The sequence below is a fragment of the Luteimonas sp. S4-F44 genome, from assembly GCF_022637415.1.
Classification (GTDB): domain Bacteria; phylum Pseudomonadota; class Gammaproteobacteria; order Xanthomonadales; family Xanthomonadaceae; genus Luteimonas.
The window spans coordinates 298,561-315,679 of the sequence record NZ_CP093340.1 but is presented as its reverse complement, the minus strand read 5'-3'; the positions used below and the strand labels follow the sequence as shown (position 1 = coordinate 315,679).

The window sequence follows — 17,119 nt, the reverse complement described above, 5'->3', positions numbered from 1 at the left end:
TGACAGCGCTGTCAAAGCCACGCTAAATGCGCCCCTCGAGCGCATCCCGATACCCGACGCGCCGACATGCCCTTGGGAGGGGACCCTATGTACACACCGCATCCGCGGCGCGCGCTGTGCTGCGCCATCGCCACCGTGCTGGCCTTCGGCGCCCTGCCGGCCGCCGCCCAGTCCACCGCCGCGACGACGACCACCGACCGGGACGAGGCGAAGACGCTCGACTCGGTGATCGTCACCGTCGAACGCCGCGAACAAGACCTGCAGAAGTACGCAGGTACCGCGCAGGCGATCTCCGGCGACGACGCCCGCGCCCTGGGCATCAACAACGAGCTGCGCAACATCCAAGCGGTGGTGCCGGGCCTGAGCATGGCCAACCAGGAAGGCAACCTGGAGATCTTCATCCGCGGCGTGGGCTCGGCCAACAACACCGAGCTGGGCGATCCGGGCGCGGCGCCGCACATCAACGGCGCCTACATCGCGCGTCCGCGCGGCCTGGGCGGGATGTTCTACGACATCGAACGCGTCGAGATCAACAAGGGCCCGCAGGGCACGCTGCGTGGGCGCAACGCGCTCGCCGGCTCGCTCAACATCGTCACCAAGCGCCCGGATCTCGAGGCGTTCGGCGGCTACGTGCAACTCGAGGCCGGCAACCGCGACCATCAGGCCGGCGAGTTCGCGCTCAATCTGCCGCTCGGCGGCTGGGCGGCGTTGCGCTTTGCCGGCTACAAGGTCGAGAAGGACAGCTCGTTCCGCAACGCCGGCGACCCGCGCCTCGACCCGGCCGGCATTCAGAACGAGAAGGGCGGCCGCGTGTCGTTCCTCTACCAGCCCGACGACAAGCTCAGCGTCTTCGCGATGGCCGACATGGGCAAGGAAGGCGGCACCGGCTATCCGGGCGCCAACATCTGGACCGCGGCCTGCGGCAGCGCCGACCCCGACACCTGCCCCAACAGCCCCGGCCTCTCGCCCGACGATCTCGACCTGCGCAACGTGGTCTATCGCGGCCCGCAGGGCACGCTCGACAGCACCAACTGGGGCGCGATGGCCAATGTGAGCTACGACTTCGGCCCGATCGTTGCCGAGTACAACACCAGCTATCGCGACGTCGACTACCGCCAGACCAACGCCGCCAGTGAAGGCATCCTGTGGCCGGGCCGCGACGTCAGCCCGCGCGGACCGGACAATCCGGGTGGCGTCGACTACGACAATTTCTCGACCCAGTACTGGGAGACGCTGTCGCAGTCGACGACCCATGAGCTGCGCCTGTCTTCGTCGGGCGACGGCCGCTTCCAGTGGACCGGCGGCGCGTTCCACTTCAACGAGAACCAGCAGGTCGGCTACCTGTCGCTGACCGACAAGGGCACCTGGTTCTCGGGCACCGAGTTCACGATGCCGCGCGTCAACGGGCGCTCGACCGCGCTGTTCGCCGATGGCACGTTCGAAGTCAACGACCGCACCCGCCTGAAGGCCGGCGTGCGCCGCACCCGCGAGGCCAAGTCGCGTTATGGCATCGGCGGCAACTGGGCGCTGGGTCTGCCGGGCGTGGGCGGCGACTTCGCCACGCGGCTGGGCACCGAGGGCTTCGCCCCCGCCTTTATGAAGCGACCGAATTTCGACGTGACCGGGCTGACGTCCCAGGCGGACATGGCGCGCTTCCTGCTGCAGGGCATCCTGCAGCACGGCCAGCGCGACACCATCGCCGAACAGATCGGCGGCGTGGCGAACGGCGGCGACTTCGGTTGCGTCGATCGTCCCGATATCGGCGGCGACACCATCGACTGCCCGTACCAGTCCTGGGTGCAGGTCAACTCGATCCCCTCGCAGCAGTTCGGCGAAAGCCGCTTCCAGTTCAACGACTGGCGCGCCGGCGTGGAGTTCGACCTGACCGACGACCACATGCTGTACGCCACGGTGTCCACCGGCCACAAGTCCGGCGGTTTCAACGACACCTTCGACGTCAACGTAATCCCGGAGACTTTCAGCCCCGAGTCGATCAAGGCCTACGAGATCGGCAGCAAGATGAGCCACCGCTGGTTCGGGCGCCCGGGCAACTTCAACGTCAGCGCGTTCTACTACGACTACACCGACCAGGTGTTCCAGGACCTGACGGTGATCTCGCTCAACAACGATGGCGAACCGGCCGGCTACTCGCTGGTCAACCGCAACATCGGCCGCTCGGCGATCTACGGCATCGAGGCCGAAAGCGTGACGCGCTTCGGCGCAGGGTTCATGCTGCACATCAACGCGCTGGCGCTCGACAGCGAGATCAAGGAAGGCACCGTCGGCGACGCCCGAAGCCAGAACTACGGCGCCGGCGGTGTGACGTCGCTGATCGATCTGACCGGCAACGAGCTGCCGCTCGCCTCGCGCTTCACCGGCAACATTCGCCTGCAGCAGATGGCTGAACTGTCTTTCGGCTCGCTCGACTGGCAGTTGCTGGCGTCCTACCGCTCGGCTTACTACCTGACTCAGTACAACAACCGCGACGTGGTGTACGTGGGTCAGGCCGGTGACTTCGTGCGGCAGGAAACCGCGGCCGAGGCCGGATTCCCCGATCGCCAGCGCGGCGAAGTCACGCTCAACGCTGGCATTGGCCTCACCTCACTCGACGGGCGCTGGCGCTACGAGCTCTACGGCAGCAACCTGCTCGACAACGACGTGTCGCAGAAGGCGATCGTGGGCTCGCGGCTCAACATCCGCTTCCTCAACGATGCGCGCGCCTACGGCCTGCGCGTGCGCTATCAGTTCTAACCCGGGCAGGCGGCCTCGCCGGCCACATCGGAAATACGCGTTCCCGCGCTCGGGCTACCCGGGCGCGGGCGCGCGCGGCACGAACGGCAGCGTGTTGTGTGCATGCGTGGCCGCGATCGCCGCGTGGCCGACCGCGACCGAGATCTGGTTGAGACCGCTGACCACATCGCCGACCGCATAGAGCCCGGGCACCCGAGTCTGCTGATGCGCATCAACCTCCAGCGCGCCACTGTCGTCGCTGTCCAGGCGCAGCCCGGTCGGCAACGACGGCCCGCCCTCGTAGCCCAGGTACGGATAGACAGTGTCGAAACGGTGCACACCCCCATCGGGCGTGCAGTAGTGGCAGTGCTCGCCATCGAATTCGAGCGTTCCGCCGGGCGGCAACAAAGTCGCGCCGAGCGCCTGCGCCTGGGCAACGGCCGCGTGCGCCAGGTCCGCGTCGGTGGGCAGCAGTGCGATGCGTGCCGAATAGCTGCGCAGGAACGCGGCATGGCCGCCGATCGCAGCCCCGGGGCCGTAGACCGCGATCGCCTGGTCGCTGGCCTCGTAGGCATCGCAGATCGCGCACAGGCGCAACGCGCCGCAGGCGATCGCGGCTTCCGCCCAAGGCACCTCGGGCAATCGGTCGGCCAGGCCGGTCGCCAGGATCACCTTGCGCGCACGCCAGCGCCTTCCGGCCGCGGCGACGACGAAGGCCTCGCCCTCGCGGACGATCGTGTCCACACAACCGGTGGTGATCTCGACCGCGAACGCCTGGGCCTGTTCGCGCATGCGACGCAACAGCCCGGTGCCGGACACGCCTTGTGGAAAGCCGGGGCAGTTGTGGCTCTCGGGAATGTAGCGCGCCCGGCTGCGGCCGCCATCGATGACGACCACACTGCGCAGGAAACGCCGCAGATAGGTCGCCGCAGTCAAGCCCGCCGGCCCGCCGCCCACCACCGCGACATCGATGTCTTGGATCATCTGCACGCTCCGGATGGGCGGTCGAGACTGACGAGGGTGGCGTGCACCGCCGGTGAGCGCCACCGCCGCTGCGGGCGGTCCCCATGCAGGGCGCGCGGCCCCCGTTGACAACGCTGTCAGTCTCCCTTCCTAATGCGCCCTGGCCCACGGCGTGTTCCACGCGCGGTGCGCTGCCCACAATTCGATCGACTTTCGTGAGATCCCTTGGGAGGGGAAGATCCATGAAGCCATTCCATGCCGCGCCGAAGCAGCGGCTGCTGACGTCCGCCCTATTGCTCGCCCTCGCCTCGCCGACGCTTGCCCAGGTCGCCGACCCGCCGTCCGATGCAACCGAACTCGACGCTGTCGTCGTGACCGGTATCCGCGGCAGCCTGACCTCGTCGATGAACCTCAAGCGCGACTCGCAGGGCATCGTCGACGGCATCGTCGCCGAGGACATCGGCAAGTTCCCCGACACCAACCTGGCCGAGTCGCTGCAGCGCATCTCGGGCGTGTCGATCGACCGCACCGCCAGCGGTGAGGGCTCGAAAGTCACCGTCCGCGGCGTCGGTCCGGACTTCAACCTGGTGCTGCTCAACGGCCGCCAGATGCCGGCCTCCAACCTCGGCCCGGGCGGCGGCGGCACGTCCAGCTCGCGCGCCTTCGACTTCGCCAACCTCGCGTCCGAGGCGGTGTCGGAGATCGAAGTGTTCAAGAGCAGCCGTGCCTCGACCCCGACCGGCGGCATCGGCGCGACGATCAACATCAAGACCGCACGCCCGCTCGACAATCCGGGCGCCCATGCCAACATCGGCCTCAAGGCCGTGCATGACACCTCGGTCGACAACCTGCCCGACACCTATCCGGGCAGCAAGTTCACCGGCGAGCTGTCTGGCATCTTCAGCAACACTTCCGCCGACGGCCGCTTCGGCATCGCGTTGAGCGGCAGCTACCAGGAACGCGACTCGGGCTACAGCCAGGCCTCGGTGGCCGACGGCTGGGCGACGATGCGCGGCGACGACACCGCCGCCTGGAACCGCCTACCGCTGCCGGGCGAGCCCGGCTACGACCGCATCACCAACCGGCCTGGTCCGGACACGATCTACGCCCGGCCGCAGAACACCGGTTACAGCGTCAACGGCGTGCAGCGCCAGCGCACCAACGGCCAGGCCACGTTCCAGTGGCAGCCGCTCGACAACCTGCGCACCACGCTCGACTACACCTACGCCGAGAACAAGGTGCAGCAGCAACGCAACGAACTGTCGGTGTGGTTCAACTACGGTCCCGGCGACAGTGCATGGACCGATGGCCCGATCGCCGCACCGATTTACTACGGCGAGGACAATGTCTCATTCGACGGCGGCACCCCGCGCTACGCGGACATCGCGATGGGCGGCATGGAACTGGGGACGCGTAATACCCTCGAATCCACCGGCTTCAACGTCGAATGGGACGCCACCGATGCGCTGAAGCTGCGCTTCGACTATCACAACTCCACCGCCGAATCTCGCCCCGACAGCCCCTATGGCTCGGCCGGCGTGCTCGGCACCGCCGCGCTCAAGCGCGCATCGACCTTGGTCGACTACAGCGGCGAGTTCCCGATCCTGACCATCGGCCTGCCGCCGGGCGTGTCGCAGATCAACCCGTCGGATGTCGTGGTCACCGGCTCGGTCTTCCAGAACAGCTACAACAAGTCCGAGGTCGAGCAGTTCCAAGCGGGCGGCCGCTTCGAGTTCCAGAACTACTCCAACCTCGACTTCGGCGTGTCGCTGACCGAGGTCAACAACCGGTCTGCGGCCGCGGTCACCCAACGCGACACCTGGGGCGGCGTCGGCAGTCCTGGCGATTACGACGACAGCATCTTCTACGCCGACGACATGGCGCGCTACTTCGACGCCTTCCGCGGCCACAACGATCCGCGCTTCACCGGCCGCTTCATGGTGTTCGACTTCGATCGCCTACGGCAGCGCGCAGCAGAGATCACCGGCGACGAGGCCGGGTATCGCGCACCCACCGAGTTCACCAACGATCTGCTGACCGAAGAGAAATCCAAGGCGGCCTACGTGCAGTGGAGCACGACGTTCGACTGGTCGATGCCGTTCAAGGTCGCCGCCGGCGTCCGCTACGAGGAAACCGACGTTACGTCCAGTTCGCTGGTGCGCGTCGGCAACGCGATCTCCTGGGATTCCGCCAACGAGCTCTATGTCCTCTACGACGCCGAGCGCGAGTTCCAGACCCAGGAAGCCAGCTACGATCATTTCCTGCCGAGCCTGGACATGAGCCTGGAGGTCGCCGAGAACATGGTGCTACGCGGTAGCTACAGCCAGACGCTGGGCCGCCCTGGGTGGCAGCAGATCCAGGGTGGCCTGACGCTTGCGGACATCGTCCGTGTTGACGGCGGTGACGGTTCGCTCGGCAATCCTGCGCTCGAGCCCTTGAAGTCGACCAATTTCGATCTGTCGTTCGAGTGGTACTACGGCGAAGCGAGCTTCGTGTCGGTTGGCTGGTTCCGCAAGAACATCCGGAACTTCATCAGCGACACGATCGTTCGCGACACGCCCTACAACCTCCATACGCCTGTTGGCGGTACGTACTGGAACAATGCCGTCGCCAATGGCTGCGCCAACACCGACCTGGTCTGCATCCGCAACTACATCTTCGTCAATCACGCTGGCGACCCCGGTGTCACCTACAAAGGCCTCAACGAGAATGGTGAGCGGGTCGGCAGCATCGTCGGTCAGCCGGGCGACCCGATTGCTGGCTTCGACATCAGCGTACCGGCCAACCAGCGCTCGGACTCGCTCGACGGCTGGGAGTTCAATGTCCAGCACATGTTCGGCGAGAGCGGCTTCGGTGTGTCGGCAAACTACACGATCGTCGATTCGGGGCTGACGTTCGACAACGCCAGCTTGGACACCCAGTACCCAATGGTCGGCCTGAGCGATTCGGCCAACGTCGTCGCGTTCTACGACAAGAACCAGTGGCAAATCCGTGCGGCCTACAATTGGCGTGACGAGTTCCTGTCGGGTATCGGCGGCCAGGGTCCCAACCCGAACTACACCGAGGCCTACGGTCAGCTCGACGTCAACGTGAGCTACCAGGTCAACGACCAGCTCTCGCTGCACGCCGAAGCGATCAACCTGACCGACGAGACCTATCGTGTGCATGCGCGTCACACGAACATGCTCCGGTTCGCGACCCAGACCGGACCGCGCTACATGTTCGGTCTGCGCTATCGTTTCTGACGGTCGTCCGGTGCGGACGCGGTTTCCAGCCGCGTTCCGCACCGATCGCCCGCCGGCCCGACATCGCAGACCCAGGACATGCCCCGACACGTCCCGCTCGACAGCATCGAACACCGCACGCTGGGCGTGGAGACCGCGCGCAGCACGGCGCTCGGCGATGGCGTGATGCTTGCCCAGACGTTCCCCGGCGAGTTCCGCGACCTCCAGGCGCACTACCCGATCGTGTTCCACCAGGACACGCAGGACCGTATCCAGCCGCTGGCGTTGTTCGGCCTGGAGCGGGGGCGCAACCTGTTCCTGGTCGACGGTCGCTGGGATGCGGCCTACATTCCGCTGGCGATGGAACGCCAACCGTTTCTGATCGGCCACAGTGAGGCGGGTCCGACGATCCACATCGATCTCGACAGCCCCCGGTTACGGACGCACGGCGGGCAGCCGCTGTTTCTCGAGCACGGCGGCTGGAGCCCGTTGCTTGCGAAGGTACAGACGGTGCTGCAGGCACTCCACGACGGGCTGGCAACGGGACCGGCCTTCGTCAGCGCGCTGACCACCCATGACCTGCTCGAACCATTCACGCTCCAAGTCCGACTCGACAACGGCCGTTCGTTGACGCTCGACGGCCTGCTGACGATCGCCGAGGACCGCGTCCGCAGTCTTGCACCCGATGTCGCCGGTCCGTTGCACGCAGCCGGCCATCTGGAAGCCATCCACATGGCGATGGCCTCGATGTCACGATTGCGCGACCTCATCGATCGGACGAACCGTGCCGATGCCCTGGGCCGCTAGTCCCATCGCCGAGCGACACGATCTGCGTCCGGACGCGCTTCCGGACGAGATCCTGCGCAGCGAGACGCCGGTCGTGCTGCGCCGCTTGGTCGCGGACTGGCCGCTGGTGCGCGCTGCGCGCGAAGGTGCGCAGGCCGCTGCCGACTACCTGACCGGTCTCGCGCGCGTGGACGCACCGCCCGTGGTCGTCACCGTCGGGCCACCGGAGATCGCAGGCCGCTTCTTCTACAACGCATCGCTCGACGGCTTCAACTTCCGGCGCGAGCAGGTGCCGCTGCCGGTGGTGCTGCGCACATTGCTGAACTATCTCGACGATCCCGCGCCACCCGCGATCTATGTCGCCTCGACGACGATCGACACCTGGCTGCCGGGATTCGGCGGCGACAACGCCATCACGCTGGGCGAACGCGCGCCGCTGGCGAGCATCTGGATCGGCAACCGCACACGCATCGCCGCGCACCAGGACCTGCCGGACAACTTGGCCTGCGTGGCCGCGGGCCGGCGCCGGGTCACCCTGTTCCCGCCCGACCAACTCGCCAACCTGTATGTCGGCCCGCTCGACCTGACCCCCGCCGGACAGCCGATCAGTCTTGTCGACTTCGCGGCGCCCGACCTCCAGCGCTTCCCCCGTTTCGCCGAGGCCATGCGCCATGCGCAGGTGGCCGAGCTCGCGGCCGGCGATGCTGTGCTGATCCCATCGATGTGGTGGCACCACATGGAGGGCCTGGAGCCCTTCAACGTGCTGGTGAACTATTGGTGGCGCCAGTCGCCGGGATGGATGGACACGCCGATGGACGCGCTGATGCATGCGCTGTTGAGCGTGCGCGACCTGCCGCCGGCGCAACGGGCGATCTGGCGCGAGGTGTTCGCGCATTACGTCTTCGACCCCGGCGACGCCACCGCCGCGCATATTCCCGACGCCGCCCGCGGGGCGCTCGCCCCCTTGGATGCGGAGCGGGCGCGCAGGCTGCGCGCGCGCCTGCTGCAACGCCTCAACCGCTAAGGAGCGTCATGTCGCCATCGTCGCCGTCCGAATCCGTGTTGCCGCAGACCCCCGTGCGGCGGGTCGTGATCGCCGGGGGCGGAACGGCCGGCTGGATGGCCGCCGCTGCGATCTGCAAGCTGCTCGGCCGCACACTGGAGGTCACGCTGGTCGAGTCGGAGGACATCGGCACCATCGGCGTGGGCGAAGCGACGATTCCGACGATGCTCACGTTCCACCGGCTGCTCGGCATCGACGAGCAGGCCTTCATGGCGGCCTCGCAGGCGACGATCAAACTCGGCATCTCATTCGAGGGCTGGCGAGATCCCGATCACCGCTATCTGCACTCGTTCGGTATCACCGGCAAGGATCACTGGAGCGCGGGATTCCAGCATTTCTGGATGCGCGGCCGGGAGCGCGGGCTCGCCGAGGACTATCCGGCCTATTGCATCGAGTTGCAGGCCGCGCTGCGGCACCGCTTTGCGCATCTGTCCGATTACCGGATGAACTATGCCTACCATCTCGATGCCGGACGATACGCTCGCTTCCTGCGCGGGATCAGCGAGACGCACGGCTGCAGGCGCATCGAAGGTCGGATCGCCGAGGTCATCACCGATCCAGACTCCGGCCTGATCCGCGCGCTGCAACTGGCCGACGGCAGCACGATCGAAGGCGACCTGTTCGTCGACTGCACCGGCTTTCGCGCGCTGCTGATCGGGCAGACGCTCGGCGTCGGCTTCGAGGACTGGTCGCACTGGCTGCTCAACGACAGCGCGATCGCCACACAGACCGCGGCGGTCCGCCCGCCGGCCCCGTATACGCGTGCGATCGCCGAGCCCTGGGGCTGGCAATGGCGCATCGCGCTGCAGCACCGCATGGGCAACGGCATCGTCTATGCCAGCCGCCATGTCGACGACGACACGGCCCGGGCGCGCCTGCTGTCGAGCATCGAGGGCGAGCGACTGCGCGAGCCCTTGCAGCTGCGCTTCCGCCCCGGGCGCCGACTGCGGAGCTGGCACGGCAACTGCATCGCGATCGGACTGTCGGCCAGCTTCATCGAGCCGCTGGAATCGACGACCATCCACCTGATCCAGCGCGGCATCGTCCGCTTGCTGCAGGCGTTCCCACAGGTGCTCGCCGCGCCAGCCATCGCCGAGTACAACGCGCGCATGGACGAGGAACTGCAGCACGTGCGCGACTTCGTGATCCTGCACTACCACGCCACCGAACGGCGGGATTCCGCGTACTGGCGCTATGTCGCAGAGATGCCGCTGCCCGACACGCTGCAACATCGCATCGACCTGTTCCGAGACACCGGCACCGTCTATCACGTCCCGGGCGAACTGTTCGCCGAGAACTCCTGGATCCAGGTGATGCTGGGCCAGGGCATCGTGCCCCGGCATCGCCACCCGGTTCCCGACCTTATGGGTGACGAGGAACTGCGCGGCTTCCTCGCCGCGGTCCGTGCCGATGTGGAGCGGACCGTCGATGCGCTGCCCGCCCACCACGATTATCTGCAGCGCTACTGCCCGGCCGCGCCGGCCTGAGCGCCTCTCAGCACCCCGGACCGGGCGCGGCGAACAGCGACGCGCCCATCGACCGCGTCGTCAGCCTTCCATCTGCTCCAGCGCGCGGCCCTTGGTCTCGCGGACGTACTTGAGCACGAAGCCCACCGAGACGAACGCGGCGACCATGTAGATCGCATAGGTCGACGCCAGGCCGATGCCGGCCAGCAGGACCGGGAAGCTCATCGTGATCGCGAAGTTCGATGTCCATTGCGCGGCACCGGCCACGGCCAGGCCCGACCCGCGGATCTGGTTGGGGAACATCTCGCCGAGCATGACCCACATCACCGGGCCCCAGGACATGTTGAAGAACACCACGTAGGCATTGGCTGCGATCAGCGCCACCGTGCCCATGCCGTCCGGCAGCTGCAGGTGCCCGTCGACCAGGGCGCCACTGGCGAAGACCCAGGTCAGCACGGCCAGCGACACCGCCATGCCGAGCGAGCCGATCCACAGCAGCGGCTTGCGGCCGATGCGATCGATCAACACCACGGTGATCAGGCAGGCGCCGATGCTCAGCGCGCCCGACAGCACATTGATCAGCAGCGCATCGCTTTCCGAAAAACCAACGGCCTGCCACAGCACCGCGCCGTAATAGAACACCACGTTGATGCCGACCAGCTGCTGGAACGTCGCCAGGCCGATGCCGACCCAGACGATCGGCCGGATGCGGCCGCTGACCCGGTCGACCAGGTCCGACAGCCGCGGACGGTGCTGGTCGCCGGCCAGCGAGCGTTCGATCTCGCCAAGCGTGGTCTGCGCCTGCGCCGGGCCGTACAGCCGCGACAGCACCGCGAGCGCCTCACCGTGACGACGCTTGACCATCAGATAGCGCGGGCTCTCGGGAATCAGCATCAACAGCGCCAGGAACAGCAGCGACGGGAACGCCATCATCCAGAACATCCAGCGCCAGGCCGGGGCGCCCAGCCATAGCGCATCGGTCGATGCGCCGGCGCTGCGGGCGAGCAGATAGTTGCTCAGGAACGCGGCGAACAGGCCGGAAATGATCGCGATCTGCTGCACCGTCGCCAGCCGGCCCCGGTAGCGCGCCGGCGCCACTTCCGCGATGTAGGCCGGCGACATCACGCTGGCCGCGCCGACCGCGAAGCCGCCGAGCACGCGCGCGGCGATGAACATCAACGAGCTGGTGGCCGCGCCCGATCCGATCGCCGACAACAGGAACAGCACCGCGGAAATGATCAGCACGCTGCGCCGGCCCCAGCGGTCGGCGAGCCGGCCGGCGAAGAACGCGCCGATCGCGCAGCCGAGCAGCATCGAGGCGACCTCGAAGCCCAGCGCGGCCTTGCTCGAGCCGAAGGCCTGCTGCAGGCCGTCGACGGTGCCGTTGATGACGCCGCTGTCGAAGCCGAACAAGAAGCCGCCGATCGTGGCGACACAGCTGATCAGGACGATGAAGCGGGTGTTCTCGGCAGCGCGCGCGGAGGCGTCGCCGGCAATGATGAGGCTGCTCATATCCATATCCCCGGAGTAACGCGTGCGACGCGGCGGATGCGCCGGCGCCGGTCAGGCTCGAACGTCGAAGATACCGTCTCGACGGCCACTTGTGCGTGCGCCGGCGCACGCTCTGTCGCAGCGACGCCGCCGCGAACAGGCGGGGCGTCCCGGGCGGGCCCCATCAGCGCGCCGGTCAGCGCGGCGCAGGACCCGTCGAGCGCCGTAGCTGCAGCGTGTACGGCACCTCGACCATGCCGGCCTCGTCGCGATCGCGCAGCGCTTTGAGCAGTTCCAACCCGGCCAGCTGGCCCATTTCACGCGTGGGCTGGCGCACCGTGGTCAACGCGGGATGGATGTGGCGCGAGATCGGGGTGTCGTCGAAGCCGCAGACCGAGACATCGCGCGGGACCTGCAGCCCGAGCTCGTACACCGCGCAGATCACGCCGGCCGCCATGTCGTCGTTGGCCGCGAAGATCGCGGTCGGCGGCTCGGGCAGTGCCAGCAACCGTGTCGCGGCGCGGAAGCCCGACTCGTGCGAGAACTCGCCGTCCACGACCAGAGCCGGATCGAAGGCCAGCCCGGCCTCGCGCAGTCCGGCGCGATAGCCGGCCAGACGCCAGCCGGTGGCGCCGTGTGCGGGGTGTCCTTTGATGTGCGCGATGCGGCGATGCCCGAGCGAAACCAGGTGCGCGATCATCTCGCGCACCGCGCTGCCCTCGTCGACGGTCACGCCAACCCGCCGGTGCGCTTCCATCGGCGAGATGCTCGCGTACGGCACATCAAGCTCGTCGAGCCGCGCCAGAAGCGCCGGGTCGTCGGTGATCGGCGGCGTCAACACCACGCCGTCCAGGCGCGACTGCTCGACCATCGCCTCCACCGTGTCCACAATGTCGCGTGCGTCGTAGATCAGCGGCGCAAGCATCAGGTTGTAGTGATGCGCCTTGCAGGCGTCGAGCAGGCCGAGCTCGACCTCCATCAAGTAGTTGCTCGACGGGTTGTCGTAGAGCATCGCGACCAGGTACGAGCGACGCCCGGCCAGCGTGCGCGCCGAGGGGTGCGGCGTGTAGCGCAGCTTGCCGACCGCGGCCTCGACCCGCGCGCGCGTGGCCGCGGCGACGTTGGGCTCGCGGTTGAGCACCCGCGAGACGGTCTTCATGGACACGCCGGCCTCTGCGGCGACGTCCTCGATGCGGACACGCATGTAGTCGAATCCAGATTCGGTGCGATTTCGCGACAGATTCTGCCAGACCGGCACCGGCGCCATGAGGGCGACGCCGGCCCGCCGCGGTTTTGCCGCTCTGCAGCAAACATTGCAGACAGCTTGCGGTATTCTGCAGCGTTCATGACAACGCTGTCAGCCGAACTGACGACCACGTAGCGGAGGGGAACCCGACGATGTCCATCCAGCCCACACCGGCGGCGCGCGAGCGCGCCACCCGACCCGCCGGCAAGCGCCTGCTCGCCCTCGCCGCCGCGCTCGCGCTGGTCAGCTGCGGCAACGATCCCAAGGCCACCGACGCCGCAGCAGGCACCGATGCGCAGGTCGCCACCACCGCCGATGCCAACGCCGTCGATCCGTCGCAGTGGCCTGAAGTCACCTGGCCGTTCGACGACACCGAACTCGATGCCAAGGTCGACGCGCTGCTGGCCACGATGACCGTCGAGGAGAAGGTCGGCCAGATCATCCAGGGCGACATCGCCGACATCACGCCCGAGGACCTGCGCAAGTACCGGCTCGGTTCGATTCTGGCGGGCGGTAACTCCGACCCTGGCGGACGCTACGACGCCGCGCCGGCCGAATGGCTGGCGCTGGCCGACGCGTTCTGGGAAGCCTCGATGGACACGACCGGCGGCGGCAAGGCGATCCCGGTGATCTTCGGCATCGACGCGGTGCACGGCCAGAGCAACATCGTCGGCGCCACGCTGTTCCCGCACAACATCGGCCTGGGCGCAACCCGCAATCCCGACCTGATGCGCGAGATCGGCCGCGTCACCGCGATCGAGACCCGCACCACCGGCATGGAGTGGGCGTTCGCGCCGACCGTCGCCGTGCCGCAGGACGATCGCTGGGGTCGCACCTACGAGGGCTATTCGGAATCGCCGGACGTCGTCGCCCAGTTCGCGCCGGCCGTCGTCAAGGGCATGCAGGGCGAGCCCGGAAAGGCAGACTTCCTCGACGACCACCACGTGATGGTCTCGGTCAAGCACTACCTCGGCGACGGCGGCACCGTCGGCGGCAAGGACCAGGGCGACACCCAGGTCACCAACGCGCAGCTGCGCGACATTCACGGCGCAGGCTATCCGCCGGCAATCGCCGCCGGCGCGCAGGCGGTCATGGCCTCGTTCAACAGCTTCCACGGCGAGCGCCTGCACGGTCACCACGCGCTGCTCACCGACGTGCTCAAGGGGCGGATGAACTTCGGCGGGCTGGTCGTCGGTGACTGGAACGGCCACGGCCAGCTGCCGGGCTGCACGACCACCGATTGCGCCGCAACGTTCAACGCCGGGCTCGACCTGGCAATGGCGCCCGACAGCTGGCGCGGCCTGTACGAGAGCACGCTCGCGCACGCCAAGTCCGGTGAGCTGCCGATGGCGCGCCTCGACGACGCCGTGCGTCGCGTGCTGAAGGTCAAGTTCCGCATGGGCCTGTTCGACAAGCCGCGCCCGTCGGAACGCGCGCTCGGCGGCAAGTTCGAACTGCTCGGCGCCCCCGAACATCGTGAGGTCGCGCGTCGCGCGGTGCGCGAATCGCTGGTGCTGCTCAAGAACGAAGGCCGCGTGCTGCCGCTCTCGCCCAAGCAACGCGTGCTGGTGGCCGGCGACGGCGCCGACGACGTGGGCAAGCAGTCCGGCGGCTGGACGCTCAACTGGCAGGGCACGGGCACCAAGCGCGCCGACTATCCCAACGCCGACAGCATCTGGGACGGCATCCGCGCCCAGGTCGAAGCCGCGGGCGGCACCGCGCAGCTGGCGGTCGACGGCACGTACCGGCAGAAGCCCGACGTGGCGATCGTGGTGTTCGGCGAGGATCCGTATGCGGAATTCCTCGGCGACCTGCCGAACCTGCTGTACAAGCCCGGCAACGACGCCGACCTCGAACTGATCAAGCGCCTGCGCGCCGATGGCATCCCGGTCGTCTCGGTGTTCCTGAGCGGTCGCCCGCTGTGGATGAACCGCGAGATCAACGCCTCCAACGCCTTCGTGGCCGCGTGGCTGCCGGGTTCGGAAGGCGCGGGCATCGCCGACGTGCTGCTGCGCGGCGCCGATGGCCAGCCGCAGCACGACTTCAAGGGCAAGCTTGGCTTCTCGTGGCCGCGTCGCGCCGACCAGTACGTCAACAATGTCGGCATGGACGGCTACGACCCGCTGTTCGCGTTCGGCTTCGGCCTGACCTACGCCGATGCCGGCGATCTTGCACCGCTGCCCGAGGATGCCGGCGTCAGCGCCGAAGACGGCAAGGATGCAGGCTACTTCGCCCGCGGTGTGCCCGGCCCCGGCCTGCGTCTGGTCGTCACCGGCACCGACGGCCGCGGCGCCGATGTGCTGCATCCGCGCGTCGCCACGCCCGACGGCACGCTGACGCTGGCCGCGGTCGACTACCAGACCCAGGAAGGCGCGCGTCTGCTGACCTGGACCGGCAATGCCACCGCCGAACTGCTGTCGCATTCGCCGTTCGACCTCAGCCGCGAGACCAATGGCGATTCGCTGCTGCTCGCCACCGTGCGTGTGGACGCTGTGCCCGCCGCCGGTGACGTCACGCTGTCCGCCGGTTGCGGCGAAGGCTGCCAGGCCGAACTGCCGATCGGCCCGTGGCTGGGCACCTTGCCGCGCGGCGAATGGGTGACAGTCGGCGTGCCGCTCAAATGCCTCACGGCCGCCGGCCTCGACGCCACCCGCGTCAGCACGCCGTTCGCGCTGCGCGCACCGGCCGGCCTGACGCTGGGCGTGGCCGATATCCGCATCGGCACCGACGCCACGCACCGGTTGGACTGCAAGGCCCAATAAGCGCGCGGTAATCGCTCCTTCCCCCGCATGCGGGGCATTGCGCCCTTCACGGGTGGAAGGCTGGGATGGGGGCGAGCAGCCGCCCGCGAAAGCGAACTTCCCCATACACCCCTCCCCGCACTGGCGGGGAGGGCTGCGTGCTCGCCTCATGCCCAAGCGCCGCCACCGCAACGCTGCGTGCGCCGCGTCGCCACACCGCGTGACGGCGACATGCCTAGACTCGACGCACCTGCCTTTCGGAGCGTCGCCATGATCGACCTGCACTACTGGCCCACCCCCAACGGCCACAAGGTCACGCTGTTCCTCGAGGAAGCCGGCCTCGATTACACGATCCACCCGGTCAACATCGGCAAAGGCGACCAGTTCAAGCCCGAGTTCCTCGCGTTCTCGCCGAACAACAAGATGCCGGCGATCGTCGATCACGCCCCGGCCGACGGCGGCGCGCCGCAGACGGTGTTCGAATCCGGTGCGATCCTGCTGTACCTGGCCGAGAAGACCGGCCGCTTCCTGCCCGCCGATCCACGCAAGCGCATCGAAGCGATCGAATGGCTGTTCTGGCAGATGGCAGGCCTGGGACCGATGACCGGCCAGTACGGCCACTTCAACGTCTACGCGCCCGAGAAGATTCCCTATGCGATCGAGCGCTACACCAACGAGGTCAACCGGCTGCTGCAGGTACTCGACAAACGCCTCGCAGGCCGCGACTTCATCGCCGGCGATGCGTACTCGATCGCCGACATGGCCGCGTACCCGTGGATCGGCGTCTACGACAAGGCCCCGATCGATATGACACCCTACCCCGAGATCCGCCGCTGGCACGCCGCGATCCAGTCCCGGCCGGCAACGCAGCGCGCCTACGCCAAGGCGCGAGACGTCAATCCGGACGCCGGCAAGCCGTTGAGCGAGGAAGAGAAGGCGCTGCTGTTCGGACAGGGGCGCCGCTGACGCAATGCATCCGGGTGCGCAATTCGAACGCCCTGCGTAGGATCGGAGCTCCACTCCAGACCCAAGGACGCGCCCGATGCGAGCGATCCCCCTAGGCGCCGTGGCCTGCCTCTTGGCCGCGTGCGCATCGACGCCGACCGCCGCCCCCATCGCCGATGCCGCGCGCTGCGACGCACTCGCCGGCGATGGCTGGCGGCGGATCCCGGCGCCCGAAGTCGCGAGCGAACTGCTCGCACTGGCCTACATCACCACGCCCCCGGCGCAGGCGCGCTGGTACGTCGCCGACGACGGGCGGCACGCCGCGTGCCTGCCACCCGATGCCGGCGCCCCCTGCGGCCATGTCCTGCACACCTTCCAACCGCAGATCCATCGCATGTGGAGCTGGTCGGGCAGTGCCGCGCGCAGCGAGGTCTGTCCGGCGGGCTGATGCAGCGTACAAGGCG

General features: G+C 68.0%; 11 protein-coding genes. 8 read left to right on the top strand and 3 right to left on the bottom strand.

The window, feature by feature from the left end; genetic code table 11:
- The first annotated feature begins 87 nt into the window (after positions 1–87).
- Entirely contained in the window at positions 88–2,751 is a 2,664-nt protein-coding gene (locus tag MNO14_RS01420) for a TonB-dependent receptor (RefSeq protein ID WP_241945039.1), read from the top strand.
- Between the two features lie 54 nt (positions 2,752–2,805).
- On the opposite strand, the gene MNO14_RS01415 is transcribed toward MNO14_RS01420, so the two are convergent.
- Positions 2,806–3,714 carry an NAD(P)/FAD-dependent oxidoreductase gene (locus tag MNO14_RS01415; RefSeq protein ID WP_241945038.1) on the bottom strand — a complete coding sequence of 303 codons (909 nt, stop codon included), beginning with the start codon at positions 3,712–3,714 and terminating at the stop codon, positions 2,806–2,808.
- 221 nt (positions 3,715–3,935) lie between these two features.
- Here MNO14_RS01415 and MNO14_RS01410 point away from each other — a divergent pair, with 221 nt between their 5' ends.
- The 4 genes from MNO14_RS01410 (at position 3,936) to MNO14_RS01395 (ending at position 10,253) form a co-directional block, all read left to right on the top strand.
- Positions 3,936–6,938: a TonB-dependent receptor gene (locus MNO14_RS01410; protein ID WP_241945037.1), complete on the top strand. Its 3,003-nt coding sequence runs from the start codon at positions 3,936–3,938 to the stop codon at positions 6,936–6,938.
- 78 nt (positions 6,939–7,016) lie between these two features.
- A complete protein-coding gene (locus MNO14_RS01405; RefSeq protein WP_241945036.1) occupies positions 7,017–7,724 on the top strand; it encodes a SapC family protein in 708 nt (235 codons plus the stop codon).
- Positions 7,708–8,727 (top strand): cupin-like domain-containing protein, encoded by a 1,020-nt coding sequence (locus tag MNO14_RS01400; RefSeq protein ID WP_241945035.1) that lies wholly within the window; start codon positions 7,708–7,710, stop codon positions 8,725–8,727. The genes MNO14_RS01405 and MNO14_RS01400 overlap by 17 nt, the downstream gene beginning before the upstream one ends.
- Before the next feature lie 8 nt (positions 8,728–8,735).
- Positions 8,736–10,253 (top strand): tryptophan halogenase family protein, encoded by a 1,518-nt coding sequence (locus MNO14_RS01395; RefSeq protein ID WP_241945034.1) that lies wholly within the window; start codon positions 8,736–8,738, stop codon positions 10,251–10,253.
- 60 nt (positions 10,254–10,313) lie between these two features.
- Here the strand turns inward: MNO14_RS01395 and MNO14_RS01390 are convergent, their stop codons facing one another.
- Both MNO14_RS01390 and MNO14_RS01385 read right to left on the bottom strand, forming a co-directional pair.
- A complete protein-coding gene (locus MNO14_RS01390; protein ID WP_241945033.1) occupies positions 10,314–11,744 on the bottom strand; it encodes a sugar porter family MFS transporter in 1,431 nt (476 codons plus the stop codon).
- 175 nt (positions 11,745–11,919) lie between these two features.
- Positions 11,920–12,927, bottom strand: coding sequence for a LacI family DNA-binding transcriptional regulator (locus MNO14_RS01385; RefSeq protein ID WP_241945032.1), 1,008 nt, complete (start codon positions 12,925–12,927; stop codon positions 11,920–11,922).
- A gap of 194 nt (positions 12,928–13,121) precedes the next feature.
- On the opposite strand from MNO14_RS01385, the gene MNO14_RS01380 reads away from it, so the two are divergent.
- The 3 genes from MNO14_RS01380 (at position 13,122) to MNO14_RS01370 (ending at position 17,103) form a co-directional block, all read left to right on the top strand.
- Complete coding sequence (locus MNO14_RS01380) at positions 13,122–15,731, top strand: exo 1,3/1,4-beta-D-glucan glucohydrolase (RefSeq protein WP_241945031.1); 2,610 nt, start codon at positions 13,122–13,124, stop codon at positions 15,729–15,731.
- A gap of 249 nt (positions 15,732–15,980) precedes the next feature.
- Complete coding sequence (locus MNO14_RS01375) at positions 15,981–16,676, top strand: glutathione binding-like protein (RefSeq protein WP_241945030.1); 696 nt, start codon at positions 15,981–15,983, stop codon at positions 16,674–16,676.
- 76 nt (positions 16,677–16,752) lie between these two features.
- Positions 16,753–17,103 carry a hypothetical protein gene (locus tag MNO14_RS01370; protein ID WP_241945029.1) on the top strand — a complete coding sequence of 117 codons (351 nt, stop codon included), beginning with the start codon at positions 16,753–16,755 and terminating at the stop codon, positions 17,101–17,103.
- The last annotated feature ends 16 nt before the right edge of the window (positions 17,104–17,119 follow it).

Excerpts from the sequence above, each read along its gene's own strand:
- MNO14_RS01410 (WP_241945037.1), top strand. The coding sequence starts at position 3,936 with ATGAAGCCATTCCATGCCGCGCCGAAGCAGCGGCTGCTGACGTCCGCC.
- MNO14_RS01380 (WP_241945031.1), top strand. The coding sequence starts at position 13,122 with ATGTCCATCCAGCCCACACCGGCGGCGCGCGAGCGCGCCACCCGACCC.
- MNO14_RS01415 (WP_241945038.1), bottom strand. The coding sequence starts at position 3,714 with ATGATCCAAGACATCGATGTCGCGGTGGTGGGCGGCGGGCCGGCGGGC.
- MNO14_RS01385 (WP_241945032.1), bottom strand. The coding sequence starts at position 12,927 with ATGCGTGTCCGCATCGAGGACGTCGCCGCAGAGGCCGGCGTGTCCATG.
- MNO14_RS01405 (WP_241945036.1), top strand. The coding sequence starts at position 7,017 with ATGCCCCGACACGTCCCGCTCGACAGCATCGAACACCGCACGCTGGGC.
- MNO14_RS01400 (WP_241945035.1), top strand. The coding sequence starts at position 7,708 with ATGCCCTGGGCCGCTAGTCCCATCGCCGAGCGACACGATCTGCGTCCG.
- MNO14_RS01370 (WP_241945029.1), top strand. The coding sequence starts at position 16,753 with ATGCGAGCGATCCCCCTAGGCGCCGTGGCCTGCCTCTTGGCCGCGTGC.
- MNO14_RS01390 (WP_241945033.1), bottom strand. The coding sequence starts at position 11,744 with ATGAGCAGCCTCATCATTGCCGGCGACGCCTCCGCGCGCGCTGCCGAG.
- MNO14_RS01375 (WP_241945030.1), top strand. The coding sequence starts at position 15,981 with ATGATCGACCTGCACTACTGGCCCACCCCCAACGGCCACAAGGTCACG.
- MNO14_RS01420 (WP_241945039.1), top strand. The coding sequence starts at position 88 with ATGTACACACCGCATCCGCGGCGCGCGCTGTGCTGCGCCATCGCCACC.
- MNO14_RS01395 (WP_241945034.1), top strand. The coding sequence starts at position 8,736 with ATGTCGCCATCGTCGCCGTCCGAATCCGTGTTGCCGCAGACCCCCGTG.